This window comes from bacterium SCSIO 12741 (assembly GCA_024398055.1).
Taxonomy (GTDB): Bacteria; Bacteroidota; Bacteroidia; order Flavobacteriales_G; family Salibacteraceae; genus SCSIO-12741.
On the sequence record CP073749.1, the window covers coordinates 3025874 to 3051296 of the forward strand.

Consider the following 25423-nt stretch of genomic DNA (forward strand, 5'->3'; position numbering starts at 1 on the left):
GGACGAATTTACCGAATCCCTCATAAATAGGACAGTTGGTCGGGAAAAGTACAGGAGATAACCCGCTTATCACTATTTGTTTAACAGATAGGTTGAGAGTTGTATTTTCGCTTTCTTAATTCTGACTTGTATGAGAAAATTTGCGCTGATCTGTTTGGCATTGGCTTGGGGGATAGGGGGACAATCCCAGAGCCAAAATAAGTTCAAACAGCTGAAAGAAGAGCTACCTACGCCAAATGCGTACCGCACAGCTTCCGGTGCACCGGGACCTTGGTACTACCAGCAGCAGGCGAACTATAAAATGGCTATTACCCTGGATGATGCCAAACAAACCATCACAGGAGAAGAAACCATCACGTATTACAACAAATCCAAAACAACACTCACTTACCTGTGGCTTCAGCTGGATCAAAACATGCGAGCCGAGGATAGTGATACACGCTTGATCAGTGACGACGGCATCAAGAAAAGAAACTCCTTTTATGGAGTATCCCGGATGCTATCTGATTTTGATGGAGGATTTAAAATTGAGTCGGTTACCTTGACCAACGGAAAGGATCTTGATCACACCATCAACAAAACCATGATGCGTATTGATCTGCCCACTCCGTTGACTCCAGGATCAAGTTTTTCGTTCAAAGTCAAATGGTGGTACAACATCAACGATCGGATGCAAATTGGCGGAAGATCAGGGTATGAGTACTTCAAGGAAGACGATAACTACCTCTACACCATCGCTCAGTTTTTTCCAAGAATGTGCGTATACAACGATGTGGAAGGTTGGCAGAATAAGCAGTTTCTCGGAAGAGGTGAATTTACCTTGCCTTTCGGAGATTATGAAGTAAGTATTACCGTTCCCGAAGACCATATTGTGGCTGCTACAGGGGAACTTCAGAACGCCTCTACAGTACTTACCTCAGAACAAAGAAGCCGATTCGCAGAATCCAAAACCGCCGATAAGCCTGTCCTTATTGTAACTCAAGCGGAAGCTGAGGAAAACGAAAAAGAGAAAGCCTCCGGTACCAAGACCTGGACCTTTAAAGCTAAAAACGTTCGGGACTTTGGATTCGCTTCATCTCGTAAGTTTATTTGGGATGCAATGGGTGTAAAAATGGGTGATCGCACGGTGATGGCCATGTCTTTTTACCCGAAAGAAGGAAATCCACTGTGGGAACAGTATTCCACCGAGGTGGTAGCTCATACCTTGAGAACTTATAGCAAATTTACCTTCGATTATCCTTATCCTGTGGCTCAGTCTATCCATGCCAATCACATTGGAATGGAGTACCCAATGATTTGTTTCAATGGAGGTCGTCCGGAAAAAGACGGAACCTATTCTGAGCAAACTAAATACGGTATGATCGGAGTAATCATTCACGAAGTGGGGCACAACTACTTTCCGATGATTGTAAATTCTGATGAGCGTCAATGGACCTGGATGGATGAGGGCTTAAACACCTTCGTTCAGTACTTGACCGAATGTGAGTGGAGCGATCATTACCCTTCGAGAAGAGGACCAGCCTACAAGATTGTAGATTACATGAAAGGAGATCCACAATACATTTCTCCCATCATGACCAATTCCGAGTCCATTTGGCAATTTGGAAACAATGCCTATGGCAAGCCAGCAACGGCTCTCAACATCTTGCGTGAAACCGTTATGGGAAGAGAGTTGTTCGACTATGCTTTCAAAGAATACTGCCAGCGATGGATGTTTAAACATCCGACTCCTGCTGACTTTTTCCGCACCATGGAAGATGCCTCGGCTGTAGATCTTGATTGGTTTTGGAGAGGCTGGTTTTACACCACAGACAACGTTGATATTTCTCTCGATCGTGTGAATTGGTATCAGTTGAATACCCAAGACCCAGAGATTGAAAAGAACTTCCAGAAAATGGCCGATGAGCAACGTCGCCAATTCATTGGAGATATCCGTAACGATACAGCCTTGGTTCGCCTTTTGGATCAAAAGCCTGAATTGGCAGACTTCTACGATAGTGATTTCCGCTACCAGGTAACCGAGATGGATCGGAAAGATTACGAGCGTTACTTGGAACGATTGAGCGATCGTGAAAAAGAATTGCTTCAAAAAGCTTCAGGCATGAACTTTTACGAAGTACACTACAGCAACCAAGGTGGATTGGTGATGCCTATCATTATGCGATTCACCTTTACCGACGGTAGTTCTGAGGTAGTTCGAATTCCTGCCGAAATCTGGAGACGGAACAACGAGAAAGTGAAAAAGGTATTCTTCTTTGAAAAAGAGGTGGCCGAAATGGAGTTGGATCCATTCCTGGAAACGGCTGATGTGGATACCGGAAACCACTATTGGCCTCCTAAGCCCGTACCTACTCGTTTTGAGCTTTACAAAAGCGGCAACCGAAAAAAAATGAACCCGATGCAGCGGGCTCAACCGAGCAAGTAAAATACCTTTACCGAGGGATTTTGTAACTTGATCGGTAGATGGCAAAAGTTCTTTTTCTGACCACACAATTGCCTTTTCCACCAGAGAGTGGAGGAGTGCTAAAAAGTTGGAATCTGGTGAAGGCCTTGGCGGCCCACCATGAGCTCGGTATGGTTACGCTGCTCAAGGGAAAGGATGAACGGCACGAGGCTGAGTTTCGAAAGCAAGTAGAAATTCGGGATTATCAATCCTACCCTTGCGACAATCCCAGGAATCTTAAAACTGTGGTAAACTCCTACCTCAGGAGTAGGACGTTGAATATTTACCGCAATTACTCTCCCCAAGCCAAAGCGGGAATTGAACAATTGGCGGCAAGCTACGATCTATTGATTGCTGATCATTACGAGATGTTTCAGTACGTTCCGGCCAATTTCAAAGGGCGTGTCATTCTGCATGAACACAATGCGGAATATGTAATGTGGGATCGTTTTGCTTCGGTCGAAAACAACTTACTCCGCAAGAATGTATTGTTCCTCGAGAGCCGAAGAATTAAGAATGCCGAAAAGCAGTATTGCCGGCGAGCCGATCGAATATGGGCAGCACCTAATGATCAGCAGGCACTCCAAAAACTGGGTATTCCCGCTCAAAAATTTGCAACAACCTATCATTTGGGCAATGACGCCCTACTCCAGGAGCCTGATTTGATTTTTAAGCAAACTGAGCTAAATCTTGCATTTATTGGAACGTTGAGCTGGGAAGCCAACATCGATGGGGTTATTCATTTTTTGAAGAACATCTTCCCAAAAATTCTCGATAAGAAACCAGAAACCACATTTACCATTATCGGTAAGGATGCCGATAGTCGATTGAAGAAGGCGGCAAGTCCTTATGGTAATCAGGTAGTGTTTACAGGTTTTGTTCCAGAACTGGAACCTTGGTTATCGAAGGCCAGGGTGTTTGTTTTACCACTGAGATTTGGGAGTGGAATGAAGGTGAAGTTTTTGGATGCTATGTACCGTGGAATTCCTGTGGTTAGCACCCCGGTTGGAGCTGAAGGACTTGAAGTGCGTCACGAAAAGGAAGCCATGATTACCGCCGACCCAGTTCAGTTTGCCGAAGCGTGTCTCTTGCTCTTGGAAGACACGGAGAAATGGAATGAGATGAGCCAAGTTTCCCGGCAATTGGCAAGAGATCGGTATACCTGGAAAGCCCACCTTCAGGATTTAATGAATGACATACAAACACTTTTGAACTCCTAACGCTATGAGAGCTTTTCTATTCACTTTGTTGTTTTCTCTTTTGGTTTCTTTTTCCTGGGCTCAAATACCGCCCTCTAAGGATCAAATGCTTGTACAGCAACTCATGGACCAGGTGGAGGCTTTTAAAGCCGGAGATGTGGATCGAATGACCGAAAATGTACACGATGAATTCAAGTGGTTTTATGTAACTGCGGATACCATTTTGCTGGAGGTTTCCGGGAAAAAGGAGTTCAAAAAATCCATGACCGGCTATTTCGCTTCCATTGAATTGGTGGACTCTGAAATTGTAAAGTGGGTAGTAGATGGAAATCGAATCAGTTTTCAGGAGAAGGTTTCCTGGAATACTTCAAAGGGAACCCGTTCGCAAACCTCCATGGGAATTTACCAATACAAAGACGGGAAAATCTACCGCGTTTGGTACTTCGTAGATTAGATTAAGTCTTCCATTCCATTTTCAATAGGTTTCAGTGTGGTAGCTGAACTTGCAGTTTAATCTTTTGTATTTCAGTGTTTTGTGGATTTTGGTATAGATAATCTAACACCAGATTTTATGGGCAAACCAAAATTTTGGAATCCTTTTTGGCTATCCTTGTCCTGACTTTCGGTTGACCCAAAAACTAAATTATCCGTTCAATTTCAAGCACCTTGCCTGGTCAACCCCAAAACACCCTGTGCCTGGCATTGGACCCTAACCAAAACTAATTCTATGAACTCTTCAAGAAAACGCGTTCCAAAGTGGAATGCACTACTGCTCTCAGCTTTTCTGTTGCTTTTTGCAGGCCAAGCCTCAGCCAATTTTTACGTCGTTATTTTCTACACGTTTTCGCCTTACGACAACGTGGAACCAGGGGAAACGATTTCCATTGATGTCACCGCCTCGGGTGGGGAGTATGATCCAGCTTTAATGGCCAACCTTAAATTTGACGTTTACTTAAGGGATAATCAGGGAAATTCCATTCCATTAGGTGATCTCGATTATGATTTTACGCTTTACTATCCGGGTAGTGGAACCACCTTTTGGTGGAATTCACCAGGGGAGATAGATTTTACCATTCCCTGTAACCTTCCTGAAGGTCAGTACCACGTAGATGTGGATGTAACTAATTTTACGGGAACAGCTACCAGCAGTTCGCTGTGGGCTTATGATATAATTGCTGGTGGGGCCAGTCCGATATATACCTTCGGATCCACTCCATTTTTCACCAATGTTTCCGGGGTTAATTTGGATCATCCCAATCCTTACTTTCAAGAGGTAAATCCAGCTTGTCCAACCGGTTGTTCTGGTGAGGTAATGGTCTACCCCAATGGAGGCCATGCTCCATATACTTACCTATGGTCGGACAACAGTACCAGCAATCCACGCACCAACATTTGTAATCCAAACTTAGCCTTAACCATTACCAATGCGGCCGGCTGTCAGTTTGATTACAGCCACACCATGGACTCCTATGATTTGAATGGGACCAACTGGCTCGTATACCCTTCTGAGTGTAGCCAAGGTAACTGCAATGGTTTTATTGCTCATCAAGCGGCAAGCTATCCATACAACCGAAGTTATCAGTGGAGCACCGGGGACAATTCTTTAGTTATTTCCAGCAAATGTTCTGGAAACTACGATGTAACCGTCACAGTTGACAATGCTTGTGATTTTACCTTTTCCCATTACCTGCCAGCGGATTATGATGTAGATGCCACCATTAATGTGGTGGATGAGTCTTGTACCCATTCTGGAGACGGTTCAGTATTGGCCTCGGGCAATTCTGGAACTGCCCCCTATTCTTATCAATGGTCCAATGGAGAAACGACCGCACTCATTGACGAGTTGCATGCAGCTACCTATTCGTTAACCATAACCGATGATAACGGCTGTACTTATACCGATGCCATTCCCGTGGATAATTCCAATACGCAAAGATTTCCTACGGCTTCTTCTTTATCTTTTAGTGGAGATCAGGGAAACGACATTGTGTCGGATGAAAACGGAGATGTGTACGTGGTGGGAACCTTCGGACAAAACTCCAATCTCGATGGTTTCACGGTTAGCAGCGGTAGCGGACCTCAGGGACTTTATGTGATGAAATACGGTTACTGCGGTCAGCCGGAATGGGTTTCCGTATCCAATTCGGTGGCAGCCACGGGAGTTACTGGTGTGAGCATTGCTCGTGATGGAAATGATCTTTATATAACCGGGCAATTCAATGGAACCGCAGGAAATGTAAACTTCATTTCCGATGTCAACATGATTACTGTTCCATCCAGTTCCATGTTTGTGGCCAAGCTGGATCGTACAGATGGCAGCTTTGACTTTGTGCAAACCGTTTACTCCTCTTTGGTTGCTCCAAGGCCTCAATCCGTGAATGTTTCACCCAATGGCGATATTTTGGTTTGTGGGGGAAGTGGAACCTCTCAAGATCAGGTGTTCGTTATGAAATGCTCACCGACCACCGGTTCTGCTTTGGCGGGATGGCCTAAAATTTCTACCGGTGGATCCGTCGGAGATATAGCCAACGATGTGGTTGAAAATGCCAGCGGAATCTATGTTACCGGTACCTTTTTTGGAACACTCAATCTTTCCGGCCAATCTTCTACCACCACCGCGAATGGTGATGCCTTTCTCTGCAAGATGAACACCTCCGGGACCTCCCAATGGATCAAAAAAGCCGGAGCGACTACAGGTTCGAGTGGCGAAGGAAATGGGGTAGCCTTTATCAACGGAGATGTATATGTAACCGGTGGCTACTTTGGTCAGCTTTCTGGGGCCTTTGGAAGTGCTATCAACCAGAGTAGCTTGATCAACAACTTTTATGTGGCTAAGCTCGATGATAACAGCAATTGCCTTTGGGTAACTAAAATGGATGAGAATGCCTATCCTGGTTACCTGCAAATGGCTAAAGGTTTGGCCATTGCTCCTACGGGATACGGAAATGTCTACCTAACCGGGAATTACCGTGGATACGGAATCTTTTTCCCCGGCTATGTGCCGAATAATAATGGTGGTACCGGGACTTCCGAAGACGTATTCGTAGCCAATATTAATCCTTCCGGTGGAGTAGATTGGGGAACGGTAGCTTATGGCCCTGGCAATTACCTGGCCGGCGGAGTAGCGGGTGCTGATAACGAGGCCTACAGCACAGGAAAGGTAACGCAAGGTATTATGACTCTTCCTCCTTCTTCCGGTCTGAATCACACCAGTGCGAGCAGTGGGTATTATTTGTTTAGAAATGATGCGGCTTATGGAAATGCCTTTAAAACAGGAGCTACGCTGAGCCAAGTTGAAGAGAGTTTGGAACAGGAGTCTCACTTTAAGTTATATCCCAATCCAAGTTCAGGTCCGATTACGCTGCAATTAGATGATTCCATTTTGGAAGCCAGTTTCATGGTATTTGATCCTGCCGGAAGAATGGTACATCAAGGAATGCTCTCTCCGGGCGAGAATCTTCCCGATATGACCGATCACTCCAAAGGTGTTTACACCATTCGGGTAGAGTCAGAATCGCTTACTGAAGTTCACTCGCTCATTCTTCAATAGATTCCAACCTTTAACAATTAGAAATGAAAAAGCCCCGTCCTATCCATTAGGCGGGCTTTTTTGATAATTCTTTTTGATATAACTCCTATCGCTTTTGGATGCGAACCGGAACCATTTGATCTTCAAACCAAGCTCTAATCAGATAAACTCCTGGCTCCAAATCACCGAGTGAAATAGAAGTGGAGGTTGAAGAAACGGTTTGAATAGAAATTCGTTTGCCCTGCATATCGAGAAGCTCTAATCCCTGAGGAAGGACCTTTCCTTCAAAATCGAGATACACTTGTTGGTCCGCTGGATTTGGGTAGACACGCATTCCGGATGCATTCGCGTATTCCGTTACGCTATTTGGTTTTTTGAAATCAACTGTATCGCTCGGTAGAGAGGTACATCCTTCAGCACTGGTAATAATTACAAAATAGCGATCATCAATTTTTGGATGATAAGACCTGTCCGTAGCTCCGTTAATTTTCCGCTGTAGGTTATACCACTGATAGGCGTTTCCTGGGGTAGAAACAACGGAATCTGCCGCTTGAGAAGCTGTAGGTTTTGTAGGACGAGGGTAGATGTACATCGTATCCACCGCCTGATTGCTACAACCTGTGCTAGGGTCGGTATAGAAATAGGTCACCACGTGATTTCCAGGTCCAGAATTTTGCGGTTCCCAAGTATTTCCCACAACTCCAGCTCCACTAAAGGAACCGCCACGAGGATTCTGACCATCCATCAATTTAGCTGCGTCATATTCACAGTACTTATCGTTGATCAAGTTTAAGCGAACCATGGGAAGGGCATTAACGACCACGTCAATCGAATCCGAATTAGGACACTGGTTGCTATCCGTATACTCATATTTTACAGTATGCGTACCCGCTCCCAATGCGGATGCGTCAAACTGGGTGGACGCTGAGCCATTTACGCTGTAGCTGCCGCCCATTGGACTACCGTTAGACAAAGTAAAACCTGCAGAATCCTCACATAAGGGAGAGATCAGGCTCAAATTGATGGTAGGCAAGGCGTGAACTTTCAACACCTGAGAAGAGGTGTCTTTACATCCATTTCCATCTGTGTATTCGTATACAATGCGGTGGTCACCAGGACCTGCATTCTGAACTACAAATAGATTTCCTGAAACAAACTGATGCTTGTACGTTCCTCCAGCTGGCATACCTCCATTAAGCGTATCAAAAAGAATGTGGGCACAAACCGCGTTCAGCGGAGAAAAGCTTACACTGGGTAAGTTGTTAACCGTAAGGGCAAAAGGGGCACTGGTATCCGAGCAATTGTTAATCGTACTAATGACTTGATAAGTACCCGGTACTTTGGCCTGCAATTCGTGACTACTTCCAGCGATATTGGCTCCATTTCGCAACCAGCTATACGATAGACCGGTAGTAGGGTGCTTAAGTAGAATACTGTCTCCCATACAAATGGTTCCTCCGCTGTTGGCGTGAATAGAGGAGGTACCACTAAATCCAAGTAGAAACTCCGATCTTTTGGCTTTTGATTTAATCAAGGTAGTAGCCGTTCGGGGGCACCTGTAGACGCCCAGGTTAAGTCAGCATTGTCGTCGCGTTGCATCCATTCCAATACACATCCAGTGGCATTGAGGTAGCTTTTGTTTTTATCGTAATAATAAGTAACGCGGCTGGTAGCAGAAGGACCTTCAGCGTAGAAAACTCCCCAATACCGAATGGTATCTATGGAAGTAATCGTTGATGGAATTCCATTGGTTGAATTAGGCACAAGGCTGTCTACCCGATAAATGTGAACCGAGCCCACCGTTCCTTGAACGCTATCCACCATGAGGGAGTCACCATCAGGGTGGGTTAATTTGACCGCATAAGGTGAGCTAAAATCATGGGCACTGGCATTACCAATTGGTGCTGATGAGGTAGTCCAGGTGGGGCTACTAATTAGAGAACCCGTATGGTTTTTACCTGAGTTGTCTGTGGCAGAGGTTCCCGTTCCATCATCCAGTTTCCAGTATCCTCTAACTGATTGTAATTAGGGTGGCTACTATTGATGGACTGACACATCCAATCGCGAATCGTGTTTTGAGACAGGGCTGCTTTAAAAACGCTTACCTCATCAATTTTTCCATCCAAAATTCGGGAGTGAGCATAGGCGCGCCCAATTTCAAAGGTGCTGTTAGAACGAATCGTCATGGTTTGAGTACGGCTAGCGTCCAGTTTACCATTGATGTAGATTCTCATCGTTGTACCATCGTAGGTTCCAGCAATATGGTACCACTGATTAACGGTTAATGATTTGCTTCCATCCAGCTTGTAGTGAGTGGACCCGTTGTAGAGAACGAATTGAACTTTTTCCGCGGCCAATCCACCATCTCCTAATCGGAGCATACATTGGTTTCCATTGGTTTCAGTTCCCCACAAGGAGGAAATATAGGGGTGACCCGTTTTAAAAGAACTTACATAAACCCACCCTTGGAGGGTTACGGCGGATCCATTCAGATTGATGGTACCACAGTTTACGTAACTGGAGCTACCGTTAAATGTTAGATTTTTTCCTGATCCTTGCGCAAAAAGCAAGCTTAAAGGGAGAAGTAGGAAGGGAAGTAGTAGAAATTTTTTCATTCGCATAAGGAGCACTTTTTTGTAACCAAAAACCGAAAATTGATCTTCTATTTAGGGTTACAGCATTTTTGAAGAGGTTGTTAGTATTGTTATCCAAGAGCAGGCTCAAGGATTCCATTTGGGTAAATGTACGAAATATGACTTATTACTTCGGCAAATGGCATTTTTACTAACTTGAGCCCCTATTTATAAACGGTCTCTGGCCCCGCTATCGACTCATTTTGAACGACGAAAATTTTCCCGAAAACGAATCCGACGACTTTAAACTACCCCAGCCTCAGGAGGTCGATATCCCGGCGGATTTTCATAGCTATTCCGAGGAAGGACCTTTTCATCAATGCCAGGTCTGTGAAAAAGAGCTTTTGCATTCCAATGAAGATTACTTTATCGAAAAGGCGATGAAAAGGGTAAACTCAACTACGGAATACGTGGTATATGAGTACGCCCTATGTACCAGTTGTGCTGAAACGCTTCAAGAAAAAATGTCTGAAGAATCCCGGCTGGCCATTAAGCGATACATGTGGATGCAGGCCAATCCCATGATGCTACAGCAAAGAATGGAGGGGAATGGGGATTGGAAAGAAAAGGCCGGATCCTGCTTGATAAAAGGAACCCCCAAGGAAGAAGTGGGCGAGTATACCCTGTGTGGTTATTTTAGGGGAAACAAACTTTTGGTTCGTGAGTTTCCCTACATGATCAGTTTTGAAGCCATGGATGAGATTTCTGAATTGCTTTCGGAAGAAACCAAAGATGAAATGGATGACTTCAAAAACACCTATCTCGGCGGACCACCCGAGCTGGAAGAGTTGTTTAAGGGAAAACCTTTGTTGGTTCTGTAGGTTCCTTTTACCGTACACCAATCGTTCTTTTGGCAAAAAAGGGGCAATTTAACCGCTAATCCTAATGAGGTGGGGAATGGGGAAGTCTTGAATTATCTTTGATTCAGTACGTTACCATGAAAAACATGCCTTCCATATCGGTTTTACGAAAAAGCTTTCACCTCGAACTTATTCTTTGGCCGGCTGCACTTTTGGCGTTGTTTTTCTACAATCCCTATGGCCATGGTGAAGGGTATTTTAGCCTTTGCCTTTTCCACCATCTCGATCTTCCTTGCTTAGGTTGCGGATTGGGACACTCGATCTCTTTTCTGCTTCACGGAGACTGGGCATCCAGTTGGTCGGCTCATTGGTTTGGAGCACCGGCATTAGGAATTTTGGTTTACCGTACTGTGCACCTGGCATTCCAGGAAATAAAACAATCAAAACATTCTCACAATTATGGAAAGAGTTGACGAACCCGGAGAGCCGAATAAGGTTTTGGATCTCCTGCCTGAATTAAAAGGCGAAGAAATGATTTTTGTTCAAGGTGTCTTGGACAAGTTAACTGCTAATCAGGCCCGCACATTTGCCATGGCCTACCGAACTCGCAGGAAAGATCCTCAAATTATTCTAATCACTGCTCTTATCGGATTGATCTGGGTAGCCGGAATTCATCGATTTCTGATGGGACAAGTGGGTATGGGAATCCTTTATTTGCTGACCGGAGGATTGTGTTTTATCGGAACCATTGTGGATTTGGTAAATCATGAAAAACTGGCCATGGAATACAACATGGGAGTAGCCATGGAATTGGAAACCATGGTAAGGTCTCATGCCTAATAATTCTTGATTATTCCCCTGCCTTCTTCGTGAGGTAGGGGTTATCATAAAAATCATCACCCTTATCCTCACCCGTGAGACACTTGAAGTCTTTTTCGACCAAGATGTCGAGAGAACTTCCATCCGGTAATTTACATTTACCCCGAAATCCTACCCGTTCCGTTGAGGCCCATTTTTGCGCTACTTCTCCTGGTACCAGTACCTTGAGTTCTTGGTTTTCCCATTCGGCTGACACATTTTCTCCTTCAAACCGAATCAAGGAATAAGAGAGTGCACCGCTGTCAGGAAAGTTCAATTTTTCTTGGCAGGACCCCGTGTTGGCGAATTGATCCACTTCTGATTTTTTTAATCGGAGTCGTACCGATTGACCTTGAATTCTTAGTTTCATGAGGGGAGAATTATACGTTCTGGGTGCGTGTAAATATTAAATCGTTCACCTCGCAGAAAGCCCACGAGAGTTAGTCCTTGTTTTTCGGCCAGATCAACGGCGAGACTCGATGGAGCTCCCACAGCAGCTAACACTGGAATACCACTGACAATAGCCTTTTGCACCAGTTCAAAGCTTGCTCGACCGCTTACGAGAAGAACTGAATCTGACAAGGGAAGTTGACTCTCGAAGAGCCCCGCTCCGGTTATTTTGTCCAGGGCATTGTGCCTGCCCACGTCTTCTCGAAGCATCCGCAGTTCGCCCGATGGACTAAAAAGGGCAGAGGCATGAATACCTCCAGTGTATTCAAACAAGTGTTGTTGTTCTCTCAGTGTTTCCGGCAATTGAATGAGGGTTTCTGCTTGAATTCGAAGGGATGCATTTAAAGGTGCAGGGCATTGGACTTCAACCGCTTCTAAGCTCGATTTTCCGCAAACGCCGCAACTTGAGGTGGTGTAGAAGTGCCTTTCCAGTTTTGACCAATCTAGCTCAACCGAATCGCTCAATTCCACAATGACCACATTGCCTTTTTCAGCTTCATCCTTAATGGTTTCACAATATCGAATGAGGGCTACCTGATCATAACTGGAGATGATGCCTTCGTTATACATAAAACCCAAGGCAAGTTCAAAGTCATTTCCTGGCGTTCTCATCGTCACCGAGAGGTTACGTTCCTCACGTTCCGTTCGAGGGCCAAAACGAACCCGTATTTCCATCGGTTCCTCCGTTGCCAGAATGTCTCTTTTCGATTCTTGGACACCTTGATCCAAAGTGAGTAGTTCGATTTGTTTAACCGGAGTCTTCATTCAGAGCAAAGGTCGAATTTTAAATGAAATTAGGAGAGCTCGGAAGATCAGCAGGATAGAACGATTTAGAAGGGGAAATGGAGGGCTAAAAAATGAAGGGGTTGAACGTCAGATGATTGCCCTTATTTTTTACCTTTGAGAGGAGCAGTGGATAAGAGGGCGCCGGGGTATTCAAGGCCTTTCTTGAGCCTACCCTTTAAGAAAGGCTGGTTAAGACGAAAATTTTAACACGCTATAAATGGCAACATCCTTTGCACATATTGCCTACATCGAGAAGGAAAAGATCAATTCTCTTCAGTTTCCAAAAGGTGATGTTCTGCAGGAAGATGATGCGCGTTCAAAGAGGTCTGTCATCATCGATCAAGCGATTGATGCCGGGAACTTTGCTCAATTCAAAGTACTCATCGTATTTGAAGATCTTGATGGTCTGAAAGAGGTGGAAACCACCATTTGGGGTCGAGACAAGCGCAGCATTTTGCTAAAGAATGGTATCCGTATACCGGTTGAGCGTATCCATAAGGTGCGCTTCAACTAATCGTCTTTCTCTTTTTTTCGGGGGTCTTTGAGGTCTCCGTTTTTGAGAGCCTGAAAGAATTCCGCCCAGGCGAATGGATTGAAAACCGAGATGGGTGGAGACTGTCCGGCATAATAGAGTCTTTCGGTATAGGCTTGGTTGGATAACTTGTAATTGATACTTCCCCAAGTGTCGTATCCTTCCATTTGAGCCCTTCGCTCTTCTCGTTCGAGGTTTTTTCGCGCTCGTTCCAGATCATCATCCGGAATGTTTAAGTTCAAGAATGCTTCTCTGAATTCTTCTTTACTCGGCCAGGGAAATATTACCGCTTCGGGTAGGTTAAAGGTATCCCTTGAAAACAATTGAACCAAGGTATAGCGCTGGGTAGTGAGCGTATCGGGAATGATACATTGAAAGGGACGGTAACCAATACAAGTAAACCGAACTGTGTCACCACGATTGGCCACAAAAGAAAATGTACCCCGATAATCTGTAGAAGTACCCCGATGGCGATTTACCACCGCAATATTCACAAAGGGAACGGGTGTTAGGCTATCAGCATCCAGAAACACTCCCGAAAATTGAATAAGGCTATCCTTAATCTGGGCGCTCCCTGAAAAGGCTAAAAGGCCAACAAAAACAATGAGTAAAATCTTCTTCAACGCCTCAAAAATACGCCTCTAAAAACGGAAACCCAGAAAATTAGTGCTCAGATTCTTAAAAAACGTTGGAAGATTTGGGAGGCGAGAGGCGAGATGGGAGAAGCGAGTACGAGGACGAGTTCCCTGAAGCTTTCGGTAAAGGGTGGAGCGGAGTTTTTTGAAAATTCAGGATTGGAGATTCAAGATTCAATAAATGAAATGGCCTTTAAGAACCTTTTGGTTTCCTCGCCAGTCGGTTAGTTCGATGGTAAAATCGTGACGGCCGCCGGTGGCTTGTACCCGATCTATTTCCAGGAAGCCACTTTTTTTGTTTCGTTCATATTCCACTAAAGTCCATTGATCGTCAATGTAGGCTTCGTAATGATGAAGTCCTGAAATATCGTCTTTGACTGAGAATCGAATTTTACCGGGAGATTGGAATCGCTTACCAGATTTGAAGCCGGTGAAGTTAGCAACCGGAGCTGTAGTATCAGCCATGACGGTATAGGGACCGAAACTGCGTGTTTTTACTTTTATAAAGTCTCCTTCGATTTCTCCCCCTTCAGCAGCTAGGATTTTTGAATTCTTGTCCAGGGAAACCACAATGAGCTTTGAATGGAGTCGTTCAGGAATGCTGTCAATTCGAATGGATAATTCCACGTATTCATGAAGCGGATCGTAAAGCGTGTTGATTCCATAGCGAGGAGTTTGACACCGACCGATGGCTTTTTTCTCACTGATTCTTAGCGGGGTGTTTTCATACACAGCATGTTCGTCCCAATGCAAATGCACATGATCATCGGAATAATCTCCCGATTGGCCTAAAATCAATTGATGGGTAGAGGCTTCAAGAACTTGGGGTGCAGTTTGTTTTTGGGCAAGGCTGTTTACATCCACTTCAATTTGAGAAGTATTGCCAAAGAAGTCTTTAATCTTATAAGTGATCGAATAGCTGGTATCGGTGATAAAAAACAGCTTTCCACGATTCACCAAGTCCTGGTAAATGGATAGTTCGTTGCCATCGAGCAGGTAGGAACGCTGGATTCGTTTTTTGTATTTCTTGGCTTGGTAAAAATCCATGTGGGCTTGGATGTATCGGGTTTCATCGAAGGAGAAACTATCCATTTGGTGGAAGTAGACCCGGTGCCCATTTTTGAGAAGTTCGATGCTATACACGCCATTTCTAAAAGGACTGGAATCCGTAAAGTCCTCCGTTTCCACGCCAAAGCCAATTTTACCATGGAGCTTAAGGGAGGTTGGAACTTTCAACCGGTATTTGCCACCACCGCCCGTAACCGGAAGGTGCAGCGCTTCGTTTCGGCCATTGACTTCACTTTGATCATTAAGCGGGTAAATCGAAAAGGTCTTAATCACAGGTGATTTATGATCGGCCACCTTAAATCCATACAGGTAAGGATTAAGCGGACGTTCAGTACCTGTATTCCGTATTTCAAAATGCAGATGAGGCCCACCCGACCCACCCCTGTTGCCCGAAACGCCAATCACATCCCCGGCCTGATAGGTAAACAAAGAAGAATCTACTTGGATATCCAAGGTGAATTTCCGGTCTCGGTATTGAATATCCTTGATGTATTTCTCAATTTCAGGATTGAATTTTTGGAGGTGAGCGTACACGGTAGTGTAGCCATTAGGATGGGTTAGGTAAAGCACCTTTCCATACCCATAAAGCGAAATTCCAATGCGAGAAATGTAACCCGGTGCAGCCGCTTTTATCGCTAAACCTTCTCTTCCTTGGGTTCGAATATCGAGTCCGGCATGAAAATGTCCCCCTCTAAGCTCACCAAAATTGCCCGCCAGGGAAATCGGAACATCCACAGGAGATTGAAATTTTGGGCTTTGTCCCCACAGGGAAAAACAGGTTGTAAAACCAATCAGAGAGGTAATAATCAGAACTTTCATATCCAGCAATCTGATCCAAAACTATACCGGTCGGAAATGCCGCATGACTGGCGGGAAAACTAATTTGCACAAAAACGATTTAAAAACTTGGATTATACTCATGACCCCAATAAATTTGTGCGTTAAATTTTAAAATGGGCATGGCAACTGAGGCAGGCATCGGCAATTTGAAACAAAAAGTGGATCTTTTGATCGAGGCTTACCAGACCCGTTTGTCAGAAAATAAGTTGCTCAGGAAAGAAAACGAATTACTTAAGCAACAGATTGAAGAGCTACGTGGCGGGCAAATGGCGCCAAGCGGAGTAGACTCCAATCACAAAGATCGAGTTCGATATCGAATCGATGAGTTGGTTAAGGAAGTGGATAAATGCATTGAAATTCTGAAGAAGTAATGGCGGAAAAAAACATTACTGTTAAAATAGCGAATCGGGAATATCCACTGCAAGTCGAGGAAGGGGAAGAGCAAAAGATAAAATTGGCTGTACAGCTAATCAATGAGAATATTAACAAGCTGAAAGGCAATTATGTAGTATCCGATTATGTGGATTTGTTGGCAATGACCGCTTTGGAATTTGCGACTCAATCCTCGGATGTAGAAGGCTACAAAGACTCTGCGATACAAGCTGTAGTCGAGCAGGAAATGGATCAAATAGCAAACAAGATCGATTCCTGCCTGGCAACTGAATAACGTTCTTTAAAATATTATGATGTGCCAGTAGGAATACTGGTATAAAAGCATGCCCGCACACATCGTTTTGTAAACTCAACATTATAATCGTTGGGGTTGGTTAGATAACATGGAAAAGGAGGCCTGTTGATCCCTTCCAATCGGAAGTGGAGATTTTTCGACTTGTTCGAAAGACGCTGGAACCTTGCCCTTCGCATTGATCAATCCGTTCTTTAACTTTTCGGAGTTTACAGAATTGTGCGGGCTTTTTTTTAACCTAAAAACAACAGAAATGGATATGATGAGCATTTCACTCGGTGTTGTTGCTGGTTTGGCGATCGGAAGTTTGATCGTATACTTCTTACTCCGCAAAAATGTGGAGAAGCAAGCCCAGCAGTTTTTGGATGAGGCCAAAAGTGAAGCCGAAGTGATCAAGAAGGATAAGATATTGCAGGCGAAGGAGAAGTTTCTTCAGTTGAAAGAAAAGCACGAGAAAGTGATCAACGAGAGAAACGGAAAGGTGGCTCAAGCCGAAAACCGAATCAAGCAAAAAGAAAATACCCTTAACCAAAAGATTAAAAACGCCAGCCAGCAGGAAAACGAAAACAATCGTCGGCAAAAGAAGCTTGACGAGAAGCTTAGGTTGGTGAATAATCGCCAAAATGAAGTGGAGAAAATCCACTCAGAGCACGTCAAGAAATTGGAAGGTGTTTCCGGTCTTACGGCCGAAGAAGCCCGCAAAGATTTGACTGAAGCCCTCAAAGAAGAGGCGCGTACCGAAGCGATGACCGTGATTCAGGAAATTACGGAAGAAGCTCGAATCAACGCCAATAAGGAAGCCAAACGTATTGTCATTCAAACCATTCAAAGGGTTGCTACCGAGCACGCCATTGAGAATTCGGTTTCCGTATTCAACATTGAAAGTGACGACGTAAAAGGTCGGATTATTGGTCGGGAAGGTCGTAACATTCGTGCCATTGAGGCTGCTACGGGAGTAGAAATTGTGGTGGACGATACGCCTGAAGCCATTATCCTAAGCTGCTTTGATCCAGTTCGTCGTGAGATTGCCCGTTTGGCTCTTCACCAGTTGGTGACCGATGGACGTATTCACCCAGCTCGGATTGAAGAAGTAGTTTCGAAGACCCGTAAGCGACTGGAAGAAGAAATTATTGAGACTGGTAAGCGTACCTGTATTGATTTAGGAATCCACGGACTGCACCCCGAATTGATTCGTATGGTAGGACGGATGAAGTACCGTTCTTCTTACGGTCAAAACCTATTGCAACACTCCCGTGAGGTTGCCAATTTGTGTGCGACCATGGCTTCCGAATTAGGACTGAATTCCAAGTTGGCCAAAAGAGCTGGATTGTTGCACGATATCGGTAAAGTGCCCGATGATGAGCCCGATATGCCACACGCCATTCTGGGTATGAAGTTGGCTGAGAAGTACGGTGAAAAACCTCAGGTATGCAACGCCATTGGTGCTCACCACGATGAAATTGAAATGACCTCAATGATTTCTCCATTGGTTCAGGTATGTGATGCCATTTCTGGTGCACGTCCTGGTGCTCGTCGAGAGATTGTTGAATCCTATATTCAGCGTTTGCAAGACCTCGAGAACTTGGCCATGAGCCAGGATGGGGTAACCAAAGCCTTCGCTATCCAGGCCGGACGTGAACTCCGCGTTATGGTAGATTGTGACAAGGTGGATGATAAAGCAGCTTCAGAGTTGTCCTTCCAGATCTCCCAAAAGATTCAGGAAGAGATGACCTATCCAGGCCAGGTAAAAGTGACCTTGATTCGGGAAACCCGAGCTATTTCCTACGCTAAATAGATGAACAGACTCGAGAATAAACGCATTCTGGTGACCGGCGGTGCTGGTTTTATCGGTTCTAACCTTTGTGCAGATCTGATTCACGACAATGAAGTGATTTGTCTGGATAACCTGCTTACCGGAAAGAAGGAAAACATTGTGCCTTTGATGCAGCATTCCAACTTTCGGTTTATCGAAGGCGACATTCGCGATAAAGAAACCTGTGCTGAAGCGTTATTTGGAGTAGATGTAGTACTTCATCAAGCCGCATTAGGCTCTGTACCCAGATCCATTAACAATCCAACGCTGACTAATTCAGTAAATGTGGATGGCTTTCTAAACATCATGAATGAAGCGGTAAAGGCCAAGGTCAATCGTTTTGTTTATGCAGCCAGTTCCTCTACTTATGGTGACCATCCAGGATTGCCTAAAGTAGAAGATCGCATTGGTAAGCCCCTTTCACCTTATGCCGTGAGCAAGTATGTGAATGAACTGTATGCAGAGGTGTTTTCCAAGCTCTATGGAATCGAAACAATCGGACTTCGCTACTTCAATGTATTTGGACGTCATCAGGATCCTAATGGAGCCTATGCAGCAGCCATTCCGCGTTTTATTCGTGCCTTGATTCACCATCAGTCACCTGAGATTTACGGTGATGGAAAACAGTCCAGAGACTTTACTTACATCGATAATGTTATCCAAGCAAATCATTTAGCTGGAGGAACCACGTCTCAAGATGCGGTAAACGAAGTATACAACGTAGCATTTGGAGAAAGTACCACCTTAAATGAGTTGATGGATGTATTAAAATCCCTTTTGAGTGACTACGACTCCGACATTGCAGGAGTAGAAGTAAACTATGGTCCGGAGAGGGTGGGTGATGTGCGTCACTCCTTGGCTTCCATCGAAAAAGCGAAGCAAAAATTAAACTATGCGCCCCAGCATTCCATTAAAGATGGGTTGGTGGAAGCCATAGATTGGTATTGGAATTATTTTAAAGCAGAGAAATATGCCTAAGGGAAAACTTAAGTTCGCCGTTGTAGGATATGGTCACATTGGTCGCCGCCACGCTGCCATGGTTGCCGGAAATGAATTGGCTCAGGTAGCCGCAGTAGTAGATCCGGTAGAGGAGCGCAGAAAATTGGCTCAGGAAGATCACGGTTGTCAGGTGTTTGCCTCCTCCGATGAGCTTTATGCTTCTGGGATGGAGATCGATGTAGTAAATGTATGTACCCCAAATGGCGTGCATTCCGATCAAGCTATTGAGGCCTTGAGCAACCGCTGTCACGTGGTTATTGAAAAGCCCATGGGATTGACCAAGCACAAAACCGAAGAGGTGATTTACAAAGCCTTGCAGGTTTCCAGACAGGTATTTCTCGTTAAGCAGAATCGATACAGTCCTTCATCAGCCTGGTTGAAGTCCTTAATGGATGAAAATCGTTTTGGCGAAATCTTTATGGTTCAGTTGAATTGCTACTGGAACCGAGATGATCGCTACTACAAACCCGGTGGATGGAAAGGGACGAAAGAAATGGATGGGGGAACACTGTTTACCCAGTTTAGCCACTTCATCGACATCATGTATTGGTTGTTTGGAGACATCGAAAACATCTCTGGACGCAGCATAAACAACAATCACCCTTCTACCGAATTTGAAGATACCGGAATCGTGAACTTTGACTTCGTTAATGGAGGGATGGGATCACTCAACTTTTCTACTTCCGTTTGGGGGCAGAATTTGGAGAGCAGCATCATTATCATTGGAGAAAAAGGAAGCGTTAAAGTAAGCGGACAATACATGGATAAAGTAGAGTACTGCCATGTGGAAGATTACGTTATGCCGGAACTTCCTCCAGCGAATCCACCAAACGATTACGGAACGTATAAAGGAAGTGCCGCTAACCACCACTACGTGATTCAAAACGTGGTAGATGTGCTTACCGGAAAGGCTGAGATTTCAACCAATGCCCTTGAAGGGATGAAAGTGGTTGAAATGATTGAGCGCATTTATAAAAAGATTGGACAAGGTTAATCCTTGCAAATTCAGAGTTCAGAGACCTGCTTCGGCGGGTCTTTTTTTTGACTTAAAGTTAGAGCGGGAAATTCCCCTCGAGTCTGAGGCCAGTGTTCCAAACCGTCTCGGATTAATATGGTAATTTGGTGATCTATGAATTGGAATACCTTGACAGCAGAAATCGTTGAATCCTTAAAGCAAATTGTTGGGGAGAACTACCTCTTCATCGATGAGGAAACCCGTATAGAATATGGGCATGATGAAACCGAGGATCTTTCTTATCCACCCGAAGTATTGGTGAAGCCTGCTAATCCGGAGGAGATTTCGGCCATTATGAAACTGGCCAATGAACATGCTATTCCAGTTACCCCAATCGGTGCGCGAACAGGATTGAGTGGCGGTGCCTTGAGTATTCATGGGGGAATCGGACTCAGCATGGAGCGGTTGAATCAAATCATTGAAATAGATGAGAAGAACCTTCAGGCTACCGTGGAACCTGGGGTCATTACTCAAGTATTTCATGATGAAGCACGTTCGAAAGGTTTGTTCTATCCTCCCGATCCTTCAAGCTGGGGATCCTGTTACATAGGCGGAAATCTGGCCTACAATTCAGGTGGACCGAAAGCCGTAAAGTATGGAGTGACCAAGGATTATGTGCTTAATCTCGAAGTGGTATTGCCCAATGGCGATATCATCTGGACCGGAGCCAATGTGCTCAAAAATTCTACCGGCTACAACCTTACTCAACTTATGGTCGGTAGTGAAGGTACCCTTGGAATTATCACCAAAGCCGTTTTTAGACTCATTCCTTACCCCAAGCATATTCTTACCTTATTGGTGGCTTTTGAAAGCCCTGAGAAGGCCTGCGAAGCCGTTTCTTCCGTGTTTCGGTCAGGTTTAACTCCCTGTGCAATGGAGTTTATGGAACGTGACGCACTCGATTGGACCATTCCCTATGTAGACGATTTTAATATTCCCGTAGCCGAAAACATCGGAGCTCACTTGCTGATCGAAGTAGATGGAAACGATGTGGATGTGCTCTACAAGGAGTGTGAACAAATTACAGCGATTATGGAAGAGCATGGTTGCGAGGATGTTTTGTTTGCCGATGATCAGGCGCAAAAAGAAGCGCTTTGGAAATTGCGGAGAAGAGTGGGAGAGGCCGTCAAAAAGAACTCCATTTACAAAGAAGAAGATACCGTTGTACCACGCTATGAAATGCCTAAGCTGCTTCGGGGAGTAAAAGAAATTGGTCAGCGCTATGGGTTTAAATCCGTTTGCTATGGTCACGTGGGCGATGGAAACCTGCACGTGAACATCATTAAGGGAGATATGAGCGAAGATGACTGGAACAACAAATTAACCGAAGGAATTCGGGAAGTTTTCCACCTGACCAAGTCCTTAGGTGGTACCATTTCTGGAGAGCATGGAATCGGTTATGTTCAGAAAGGCTATCTCGATATTGTCTTTAGCGACGCCGAGCTCCAAATTCAACGTCAAATCAAACAGGTGTTTGATCCTAAGGGAATTTTAAATCCGGGAAAGGTCTTTTTGAAGTGATGAGATTGAAACCGAAATCAGCTCCATGGATCCTTTTCATTTTGATTTGGGTAATGACATTGTCGGTCTCTGCTCAGGATAATTCGGCTGATCCTTGTCCCATTCAGCTTTCGGTGAAGTATAAATCCAATGGTGAAAAGGAAACCTACAATAAGCGCTGCGATACGCTCTACAAGACGATTCAATATACCAACGATTCGCTAAAGCAGGAAGTCATTTATCTCAGAGGAAAGCCCCATGGCGTATGTAAATGGTATTGGCAAAACGGAAATTACCAGCAAATAAGCTCCTGGCAACAAGGCGTTATGGTAGACACGGCTTATTTCTACCATGAAAATGGACAGCTCCAACAAAAGTATTTCATGGATCAGGGCAAATTGGAAGGTCCTTTTGTGGAATATTATTCCAATGGTCGTCTTCGTAGAAAGGGGCAATACAAATCTGGAGAGAAGGTTGGTCGATGGGAAAAGTTTGATGAAGAAGGAAAAGTTATTGAAGATCAGAACTTCGAAGAAAGATGAAGGCCCGATTGAAAACAACTATTGACTTCCTCAGAATAGCCCATTCTTATTGATCCAATTTCCTTTAAATAGGAAGAACCCTTGAGTGTAGGTTAGTTAATATCTTAAAGGACGTGAAAGGTCTATCTCATACTCGGAAAATACACGGCTATAGAATGAACCGGAGGGTAAGGGTACGGTAAGATGGAAGCGGTTCTAAAATCTTCATTCCTTCGATTTGCGGTTCTTGTATGGCTCGCTTTTATGTGGACCAATCAGAGCCTTGCCCAATCGGATTCCTTGTGCATTGAAGTTTCCATTCAAATGCCCCATTCTAAAAAACAAGCCATTCCCCAATTAAGGTATCACGGAGGGTGGGACAATCAGGAGTTTTTATTGAAGCGAACTGATCAGGGAAGGCTACTTTATTCCCTTAACCTTCAAAAAGCGATGGTAGAAGATACCTTTTCCATCATCATCGGAGATCAGGATGTAAACCTTCAAATTGAAGGCGAATTGGACTTTACCTGGGACACTTTGTATTTGCATAACATTACGATTCAGTCAATAACCTACAAAGATTCTTGTCGAATTTCACAAAGCCATTTTAAAGTCATAGATGGAGAATTGGAAGGTCCTGTTAAACAGAAAGCGGTTACCCAAAAAAGCAAAGATCTTGCCTGGCAGTTACTTGAGGATCAGGTTCCACGTTTATCCGTTGGGCCTTGGCACGTGCAAGGGAAACTTGATTGGCAAACAGACATTCATGTTTTGTCTTACTCAGGAGGGAAGAGAAAAAAAGAGGTTTCAAAGACCTATTTCCATGGAACCCAGAAAACCTACAAAATCAGACCTATTTACCATTTTTCAATTCCATTAAAATCGCACTAACCTAAGTTCAGAATACGGGAATGGGATTTTATATCCGTGTTTGTCGAAAGTTTCCGAAACAATATCTTAGCCCCCAAGAGTTACCCTTTCATGAACCATCTGCACTCTTTTTTTCTGGTTTTAACTGCAATGATCGTATTGCCGAACAAGGTTTTGGCTCAGGTTCAAATCGATACTTCGCATAACGCGGCCTATTGGGTAAAGCAGGTCTTGCTCGCAGAGGAAAGCGGAGTAGAGGTAAGTAAAGTTCATTTCAAAGGAGCCAAACAAAGTCTCGGCTCATTTAAAAATAAGTGGACCTCTTTGGTCATGCCCGAAGGCATCATCATTTCTTCTGGAGATGTGATGGGAGCTGCTGGACCCAATGATAATCCAAAAATGAGTTCGGTAATCTATCCTTTTCCCGACCGAGACCTTCAGAAAATTGCAACCGGAGAAGTTTTTGATGCCGCTGTATTGGAATTTGATTTGGTCGCTCAATACGATAGTCTATCCTTTGGATTTGTATTTGCCTCCGAAGAGTATCCGGAATACGTCAACAAAGGAGTGAACGACATTTTTGCCTTTTGGATTACCAATCGAGAAACCGGATTCAAGCGAAACCTGGCTCTATTGCAACCCGATAATGAGCCCGTAATGGTGGACAACATCAATGCTGAAAAACACCCCGAACTCTTTATTCAAAATGGGATATGGGAAGAAGACAACATCCGGAAATGGGAAAACAACAAAACCTTGGGCGAGCTGGCTTATGCTTTTCAATACGATGGTTTTACCCGGCTGCTCAAGGCACAAACGCGGGTAGTTCCCGGAGAGACCTACCACCTAAAAATAGCTATTGCTGATGTGGGAGATCGTCGCTACGATTCAGCAGTCATGTTGGAGGCCTATTCATTAAGAAGTCAACCCAGTGAAGAAAGTCAGCAAAAGTTGGAAAATCGCCTCGCTGCGGATTTGGCTGAAAAATTCAGCGGATTGCCAGGAGAAATTCAAGCCGATTCGGATCAGGTTTCGATTAGTTTACCCATTCTTTTTCGCACCAATTCCGATCAAATTAGCGACGACCAATCGATGGATTACCTCAAGCAAATTGTTCAGGTTTTGCTTGATCAACCCGATTCTAAATTGCGGGTAGTAGGCCATACCGACCGGGTAGGTACTGACGCTTATAACCAAGATTTATCAGAACGGCGGGCTCAAAAAGTAGCTGAATTTTTGATTTCCAGAGGGGTTCAAATCTCACGGGTTCAATGGGAGGGAAAAGGTGCTTCCGAGCCGATTGCATCGAACGATGACGATAACGGAAGATCCCGGAATAGACGGGTGGAATTTATTTTTGTTCCTGAAGGGAATTAAAGCGAATACTGCCGATGGTAGTCAATGAGTCCATCAATTGGCCGTTTGATCACCTTACCGATTTCAGACTCAAATTCCTCAGCCACTTCTTTCAATTCATCTAAAAAGTACCAGGCTATCGATCCAATAAAATGAACCGGATATTGCTTGTATTCCGGATAGCAACTTATGTGGTACTTGAAGAATTCCTGCATCCCAAAAAGCAGCAGCTTTCGGATGTACGGATCCTTGCGATGATTGGCCATAAATGGCATAAACTGGGCTAAAAAGGCGCTTGGTCGAGGTTGCTGATACAGGCGATTGAGCACTTCATCTTTTTCCAATTGGTAAGTAGCTTCGAAATCCTGATGGATTTCCGGAGGCATCTGGCGATAAAAGAAATCACGTACCAAAAACTTACCATAGTAGCCGCCACCTGCTTCGTCTCCAGGAATCATACCCAAACTGGGGATTTCCTCAGAAACCTCCTGCCCATCGAAAAAACAAGAATTAGATCCCGTTCCCAAAATGCAGGTGATGCCCGGTTTACCCTGCCAGGTGGCGAAGGCGGCTCCTTTTAAATCGTGCTCCACATAAATGGTGGCTTGCGGAATTACCTGCTGAAACCCTTGGGTGACGATGGAATTATTCAAATCGTTCGAGCAGCCCGATCCATAGAAGTAGATTTCACTAATCTGTGAGCCCAAGGAAGAAAGTGCAGGTTGCTCCTTAAAATTCGAAGCAATCGAATCGGAATCCATGTAAAAGGGATTGTAACCTTGTGTTTCAAAAGAAGTAACCGTTTCTCCCTGTTCATTTAGAGCTACCCAATCAGCCTTGGTTGACCCTCCATCCGAAATAAGCTTAATTCCCAAACCTTAAAATTGAATA

General features: G+C 44.5%; 25 protein-coding genes. 17 read left to right on the plus strand and 8 right to left on the minus strand.

Going from position 1 to position 25423, the window contains the following annotated elements:
* The first annotated feature begins 130 nt into the window (after positions 1 to 130).
* The 4 genes from KFE98_12880 to KFE98_12895 all read left to right on the plus strand — a co-directional run bounded on the left by KFE98_12880 (position 131) and on the right by KFE98_12895 (position 7192).
* Positions 131 to 2425, plus strand: a complete 2295-nt coding sequence (locus KFE98_12880) for a M1 family metallopeptidase (GenBank protein UTW60916.1) — start codon at positions 131 to 133, stop codon at positions 2423 to 2425.
* Between the two features lie 38 nt (positions 2426 to 2463).
* On the plus strand, positions 2464 to 3663 hold the full coding sequence (locus KFE98_12885) for a glycosyltransferase (GenBank protein ID UTW60917.1): 1200 nt from the start codon (positions 2464 to 2466) through the stop codon (positions 3661 to 3663).
* A gap of 4 nt (positions 3664 to 3667) precedes the next feature.
* The gene (locus tag KFE98_12890; protein UTW60918.1) at positions 3668 to 4096 is read left to right on the plus strand and encodes a nuclear transport factor 2 family protein; all 429 of its coding nucleotides are present in this window, start codon (positions 3668 to 3670) and stop codon (positions 4094 to 4096) included.
* A gap of 273 nt (positions 4097 to 4369) precedes the next feature.
* Positions 4370 to 7192, plus strand: a complete 2823-nt coding sequence (locus KFE98_12895; protein UTW60919.1) for a T9SS type A sorting domain-containing protein — start codon at positions 4370 to 4372, stop codon at positions 7190 to 7192.
* An 85-nt stretch (positions 7193 to 7277) separates the two neighbouring features.
* Here the strand turns inward: KFE98_12895 and KFE98_12900 are convergent, their stop codons facing one another.
* From KFE98_12900 to KFE98_12910, 3 genes are all read right to left on the minus strand, one after another.
* Positions 7278 to 8705: a T9SS type A sorting domain-containing protein gene (locus tag KFE98_12900; protein UTW60920.1), complete on the minus strand. Its 1428-nt coding sequence runs from the start codon at positions 8703 to 8705 to the stop codon at positions 7278 to 7280.
* The gene (locus KFE98_12905; protein UTW60921.1) at positions 8702 to 8995 is read right to left on the minus strand and encodes a hypothetical protein; all 294 of its coding nucleotides are present in this window, start codon (positions 8993 to 8995) and stop codon (positions 8702 to 8704) included. Before KFE98_12905 ends, KFE98_12900 begins: the two co-directional genes overlap by 4 nt.
* 110 nt (positions 8996 to 9105) lie before the next feature.
* Positions 9106 to 9786, minus strand: coding sequence for a LamG domain-containing protein (locus KFE98_12910; GenBank protein UTW60922.1), 681 nt, complete (start codon positions 9784 to 9786; stop codon positions 9106 to 9108).
* Positions 9787 to 10007: 221 nt separating this feature from the next.
* Between KFE98_12910 and KFE98_12915 the strand changes: the two genes are divergently transcribed.
* The 3 genes from KFE98_12915 (at position 10008) to KFE98_12925 (ending at position 11444) form a co-directional block, all read left to right on the plus strand.
* On the plus strand, positions 10008 to 10625 hold the full coding sequence (locus tag KFE98_12915; GenBank protein ID UTW60923.1) for a hypothetical protein: 618 nt from the start codon (positions 10008 to 10010) through the stop codon (positions 10623 to 10625).
* Positions 10626 to 10750: 125 nt separating this feature from the next.
* Complete coding sequence (locus tag KFE98_12920) at positions 10751 to 11077, plus strand: DUF2752 domain-containing protein (protein ID UTW64704.1); 327 nt, start codon at positions 10751 to 10753, stop codon at positions 11075 to 11077.
* Positions 11064 to 11444, plus strand: a complete 381-nt coding sequence (locus KFE98_12925; GenBank protein ID UTW60924.1) for a TM2 domain-containing protein — start codon at positions 11064 to 11066, stop codon at positions 11442 to 11444. The genes KFE98_12920 and KFE98_12925 overlap by 14 nt, the downstream gene beginning before the upstream one ends.
* 10 nt (positions 11445 to 11454) lie before the next feature.
* On the opposite strand, the gene KFE98_12930 is transcribed toward KFE98_12925, so the two are convergent.
* Positions 11455 to 11832, minus strand: a complete 378-nt coding sequence (locus KFE98_12930) for a hypothetical protein (protein ID UTW60925.1) — start codon at positions 11830 to 11832, stop codon at positions 11455 to 11457.
* Positions 11829 to 12677, minus strand: a complete 849-nt coding sequence (fdhD, locus tag KFE98_12935) for a formate dehydrogenase accessory sulfurtransferase FdhD (GenBank protein ID UTW60926.1) — start codon at positions 12675 to 12677, stop codon at positions 11829 to 11831. The genes KFE98_12930 and fdhD overlap by 4 nt, the downstream gene beginning before the upstream one ends.
* A gap of 238 nt (positions 12678 to 12915) precedes the next feature.
* Between fdhD and KFE98_12940 the strand changes: the two genes are divergently transcribed.
* The gene (locus tag KFE98_12940) at positions 12916 to 13212 is read left to right on the plus strand and encodes a hypothetical protein (protein ID UTW60927.1); all 297 of its coding nucleotides are present in this window, start codon (positions 12916 to 12918) and stop codon (positions 13210 to 13212) included.
* Here KFE98_12940 and KFE98_12945 read toward each other — a convergent pair.
* Positions 13209 to 13853: a carboxypeptidase-like regulatory domain-containing protein gene (locus tag KFE98_12945; GenBank protein UTW60928.1), complete on the minus strand. Its 645-nt coding sequence runs from the start codon at positions 13851 to 13853 to the stop codon at positions 13209 to 13211. The genes KFE98_12940 and KFE98_12945 overlap by 4 nt on opposite strands.
* 186 nt (positions 13854 to 14039) lie before the next feature.
* Positions 14040 to 15752 (minus strand): M23 family metallopeptidase, encoded by a 1713-nt coding sequence (locus KFE98_12950; GenBank protein UTW60929.1) that lies wholly within the window; start codon positions 15750 to 15752, stop codon positions 14040 to 14042.
* A gap of 140 nt (positions 15753 to 15892) precedes the next feature.
* Here KFE98_12950 and KFE98_12955 point away from each other — a divergent pair, with 140 nt between their 5' ends.
* From KFE98_12955 to KFE98_12995, 9 genes are all read left to right on the plus strand, one after another.
* Positions 15893 to 16144: a hypothetical protein gene (locus KFE98_12955; protein ID UTW60930.1), complete on the plus strand. Its 252-nt coding sequence runs from the start codon at positions 15893 to 15895 to the stop codon at positions 16142 to 16144.
* Positions 16144 to 16440 (plus strand): cell division protein ZapA, encoded by a 297-nt coding sequence (locus KFE98_12960; protein ID UTW60931.1) that lies wholly within the window; start codon positions 16144 to 16146, stop codon positions 16438 to 16440. Before KFE98_12955 ends, KFE98_12960 begins: the two co-directional genes overlap by 1 nt.
* A 271-nt stretch (positions 16441 to 16711) precedes the next feature.
* The gene (gene rny / locus KFE98_12965; protein UTW60932.1) at positions 16712 to 18253 is read left to right on the plus strand and encodes a ribonuclease Y; all 1542 of its coding nucleotides are present in this window, start codon (positions 16712 to 16714) and stop codon (positions 18251 to 18253) included.
* Positions 18254 to 19249 (plus strand): SDR family oxidoreductase, encoded by a 996-nt coding sequence (locus KFE98_12970; protein ID UTW60933.1) that lies wholly within the window; start codon positions 18254 to 18256, stop codon positions 19247 to 19249. It begins immediately after the preceding gene.
* Positions 19242 to 20264 (plus strand): Gfo/Idh/MocA family oxidoreductase, encoded by a 1023-nt coding sequence (locus KFE98_12975; GenBank protein ID UTW60934.1) that lies wholly within the window; start codon positions 19242 to 19244, stop codon positions 20262 to 20264. The genes KFE98_12970 and KFE98_12975 overlap by 8 nt, the downstream gene beginning before the upstream one ends.
* Positions 20265 to 20399: 135 nt before the next feature.
* Positions 20400 to 21806 (plus strand): FAD-binding protein, encoded by a 1407-nt coding sequence (locus tag KFE98_12980; protein ID UTW60935.1) that lies wholly within the window; start codon positions 20400 to 20402, stop codon positions 21804 to 21806.
* Between the two features lie 53 nt (positions 21807 to 21859).
* Positions 21860 to 22327 (plus strand): hypothetical protein, encoded by a 468-nt coding sequence (locus tag KFE98_12985; protein ID UTW60936.1) that lies wholly within the window; start codon positions 21860 to 21862, stop codon positions 22325 to 22327.
* Positions 22328 to 22510: 183 nt separating this feature from the next.
* On the plus strand, positions 22511 to 23197 hold the full coding sequence (locus KFE98_12990) for a hypothetical protein (protein UTW60937.1): 687 nt from the start codon (positions 22511 to 22513) through the stop codon (positions 23195 to 23197).
* Positions 23198 to 23287: 90 nt separating this feature from the next.
* On the plus strand, positions 23288 to 24553 hold the full coding sequence (locus tag KFE98_12995; protein UTW60938.1) for an OmpA family protein: 1266 nt from the start codon (positions 23288 to 23290) through the stop codon (positions 24551 to 24553).
* On the opposite strand, the gene KFE98_13000 is transcribed toward KFE98_12995, so the two are convergent.
* Entirely contained in the window at positions 24550 to 25407 is an 858-nt protein-coding gene (locus KFE98_13000) for an ATPase (protein ID UTW60939.1), read from the minus strand. The genes KFE98_12995 and KFE98_13000 overlap by 4 nt on opposite strands.
* Positions 25408 to 25423: the final 16 nt, after the last annotated feature.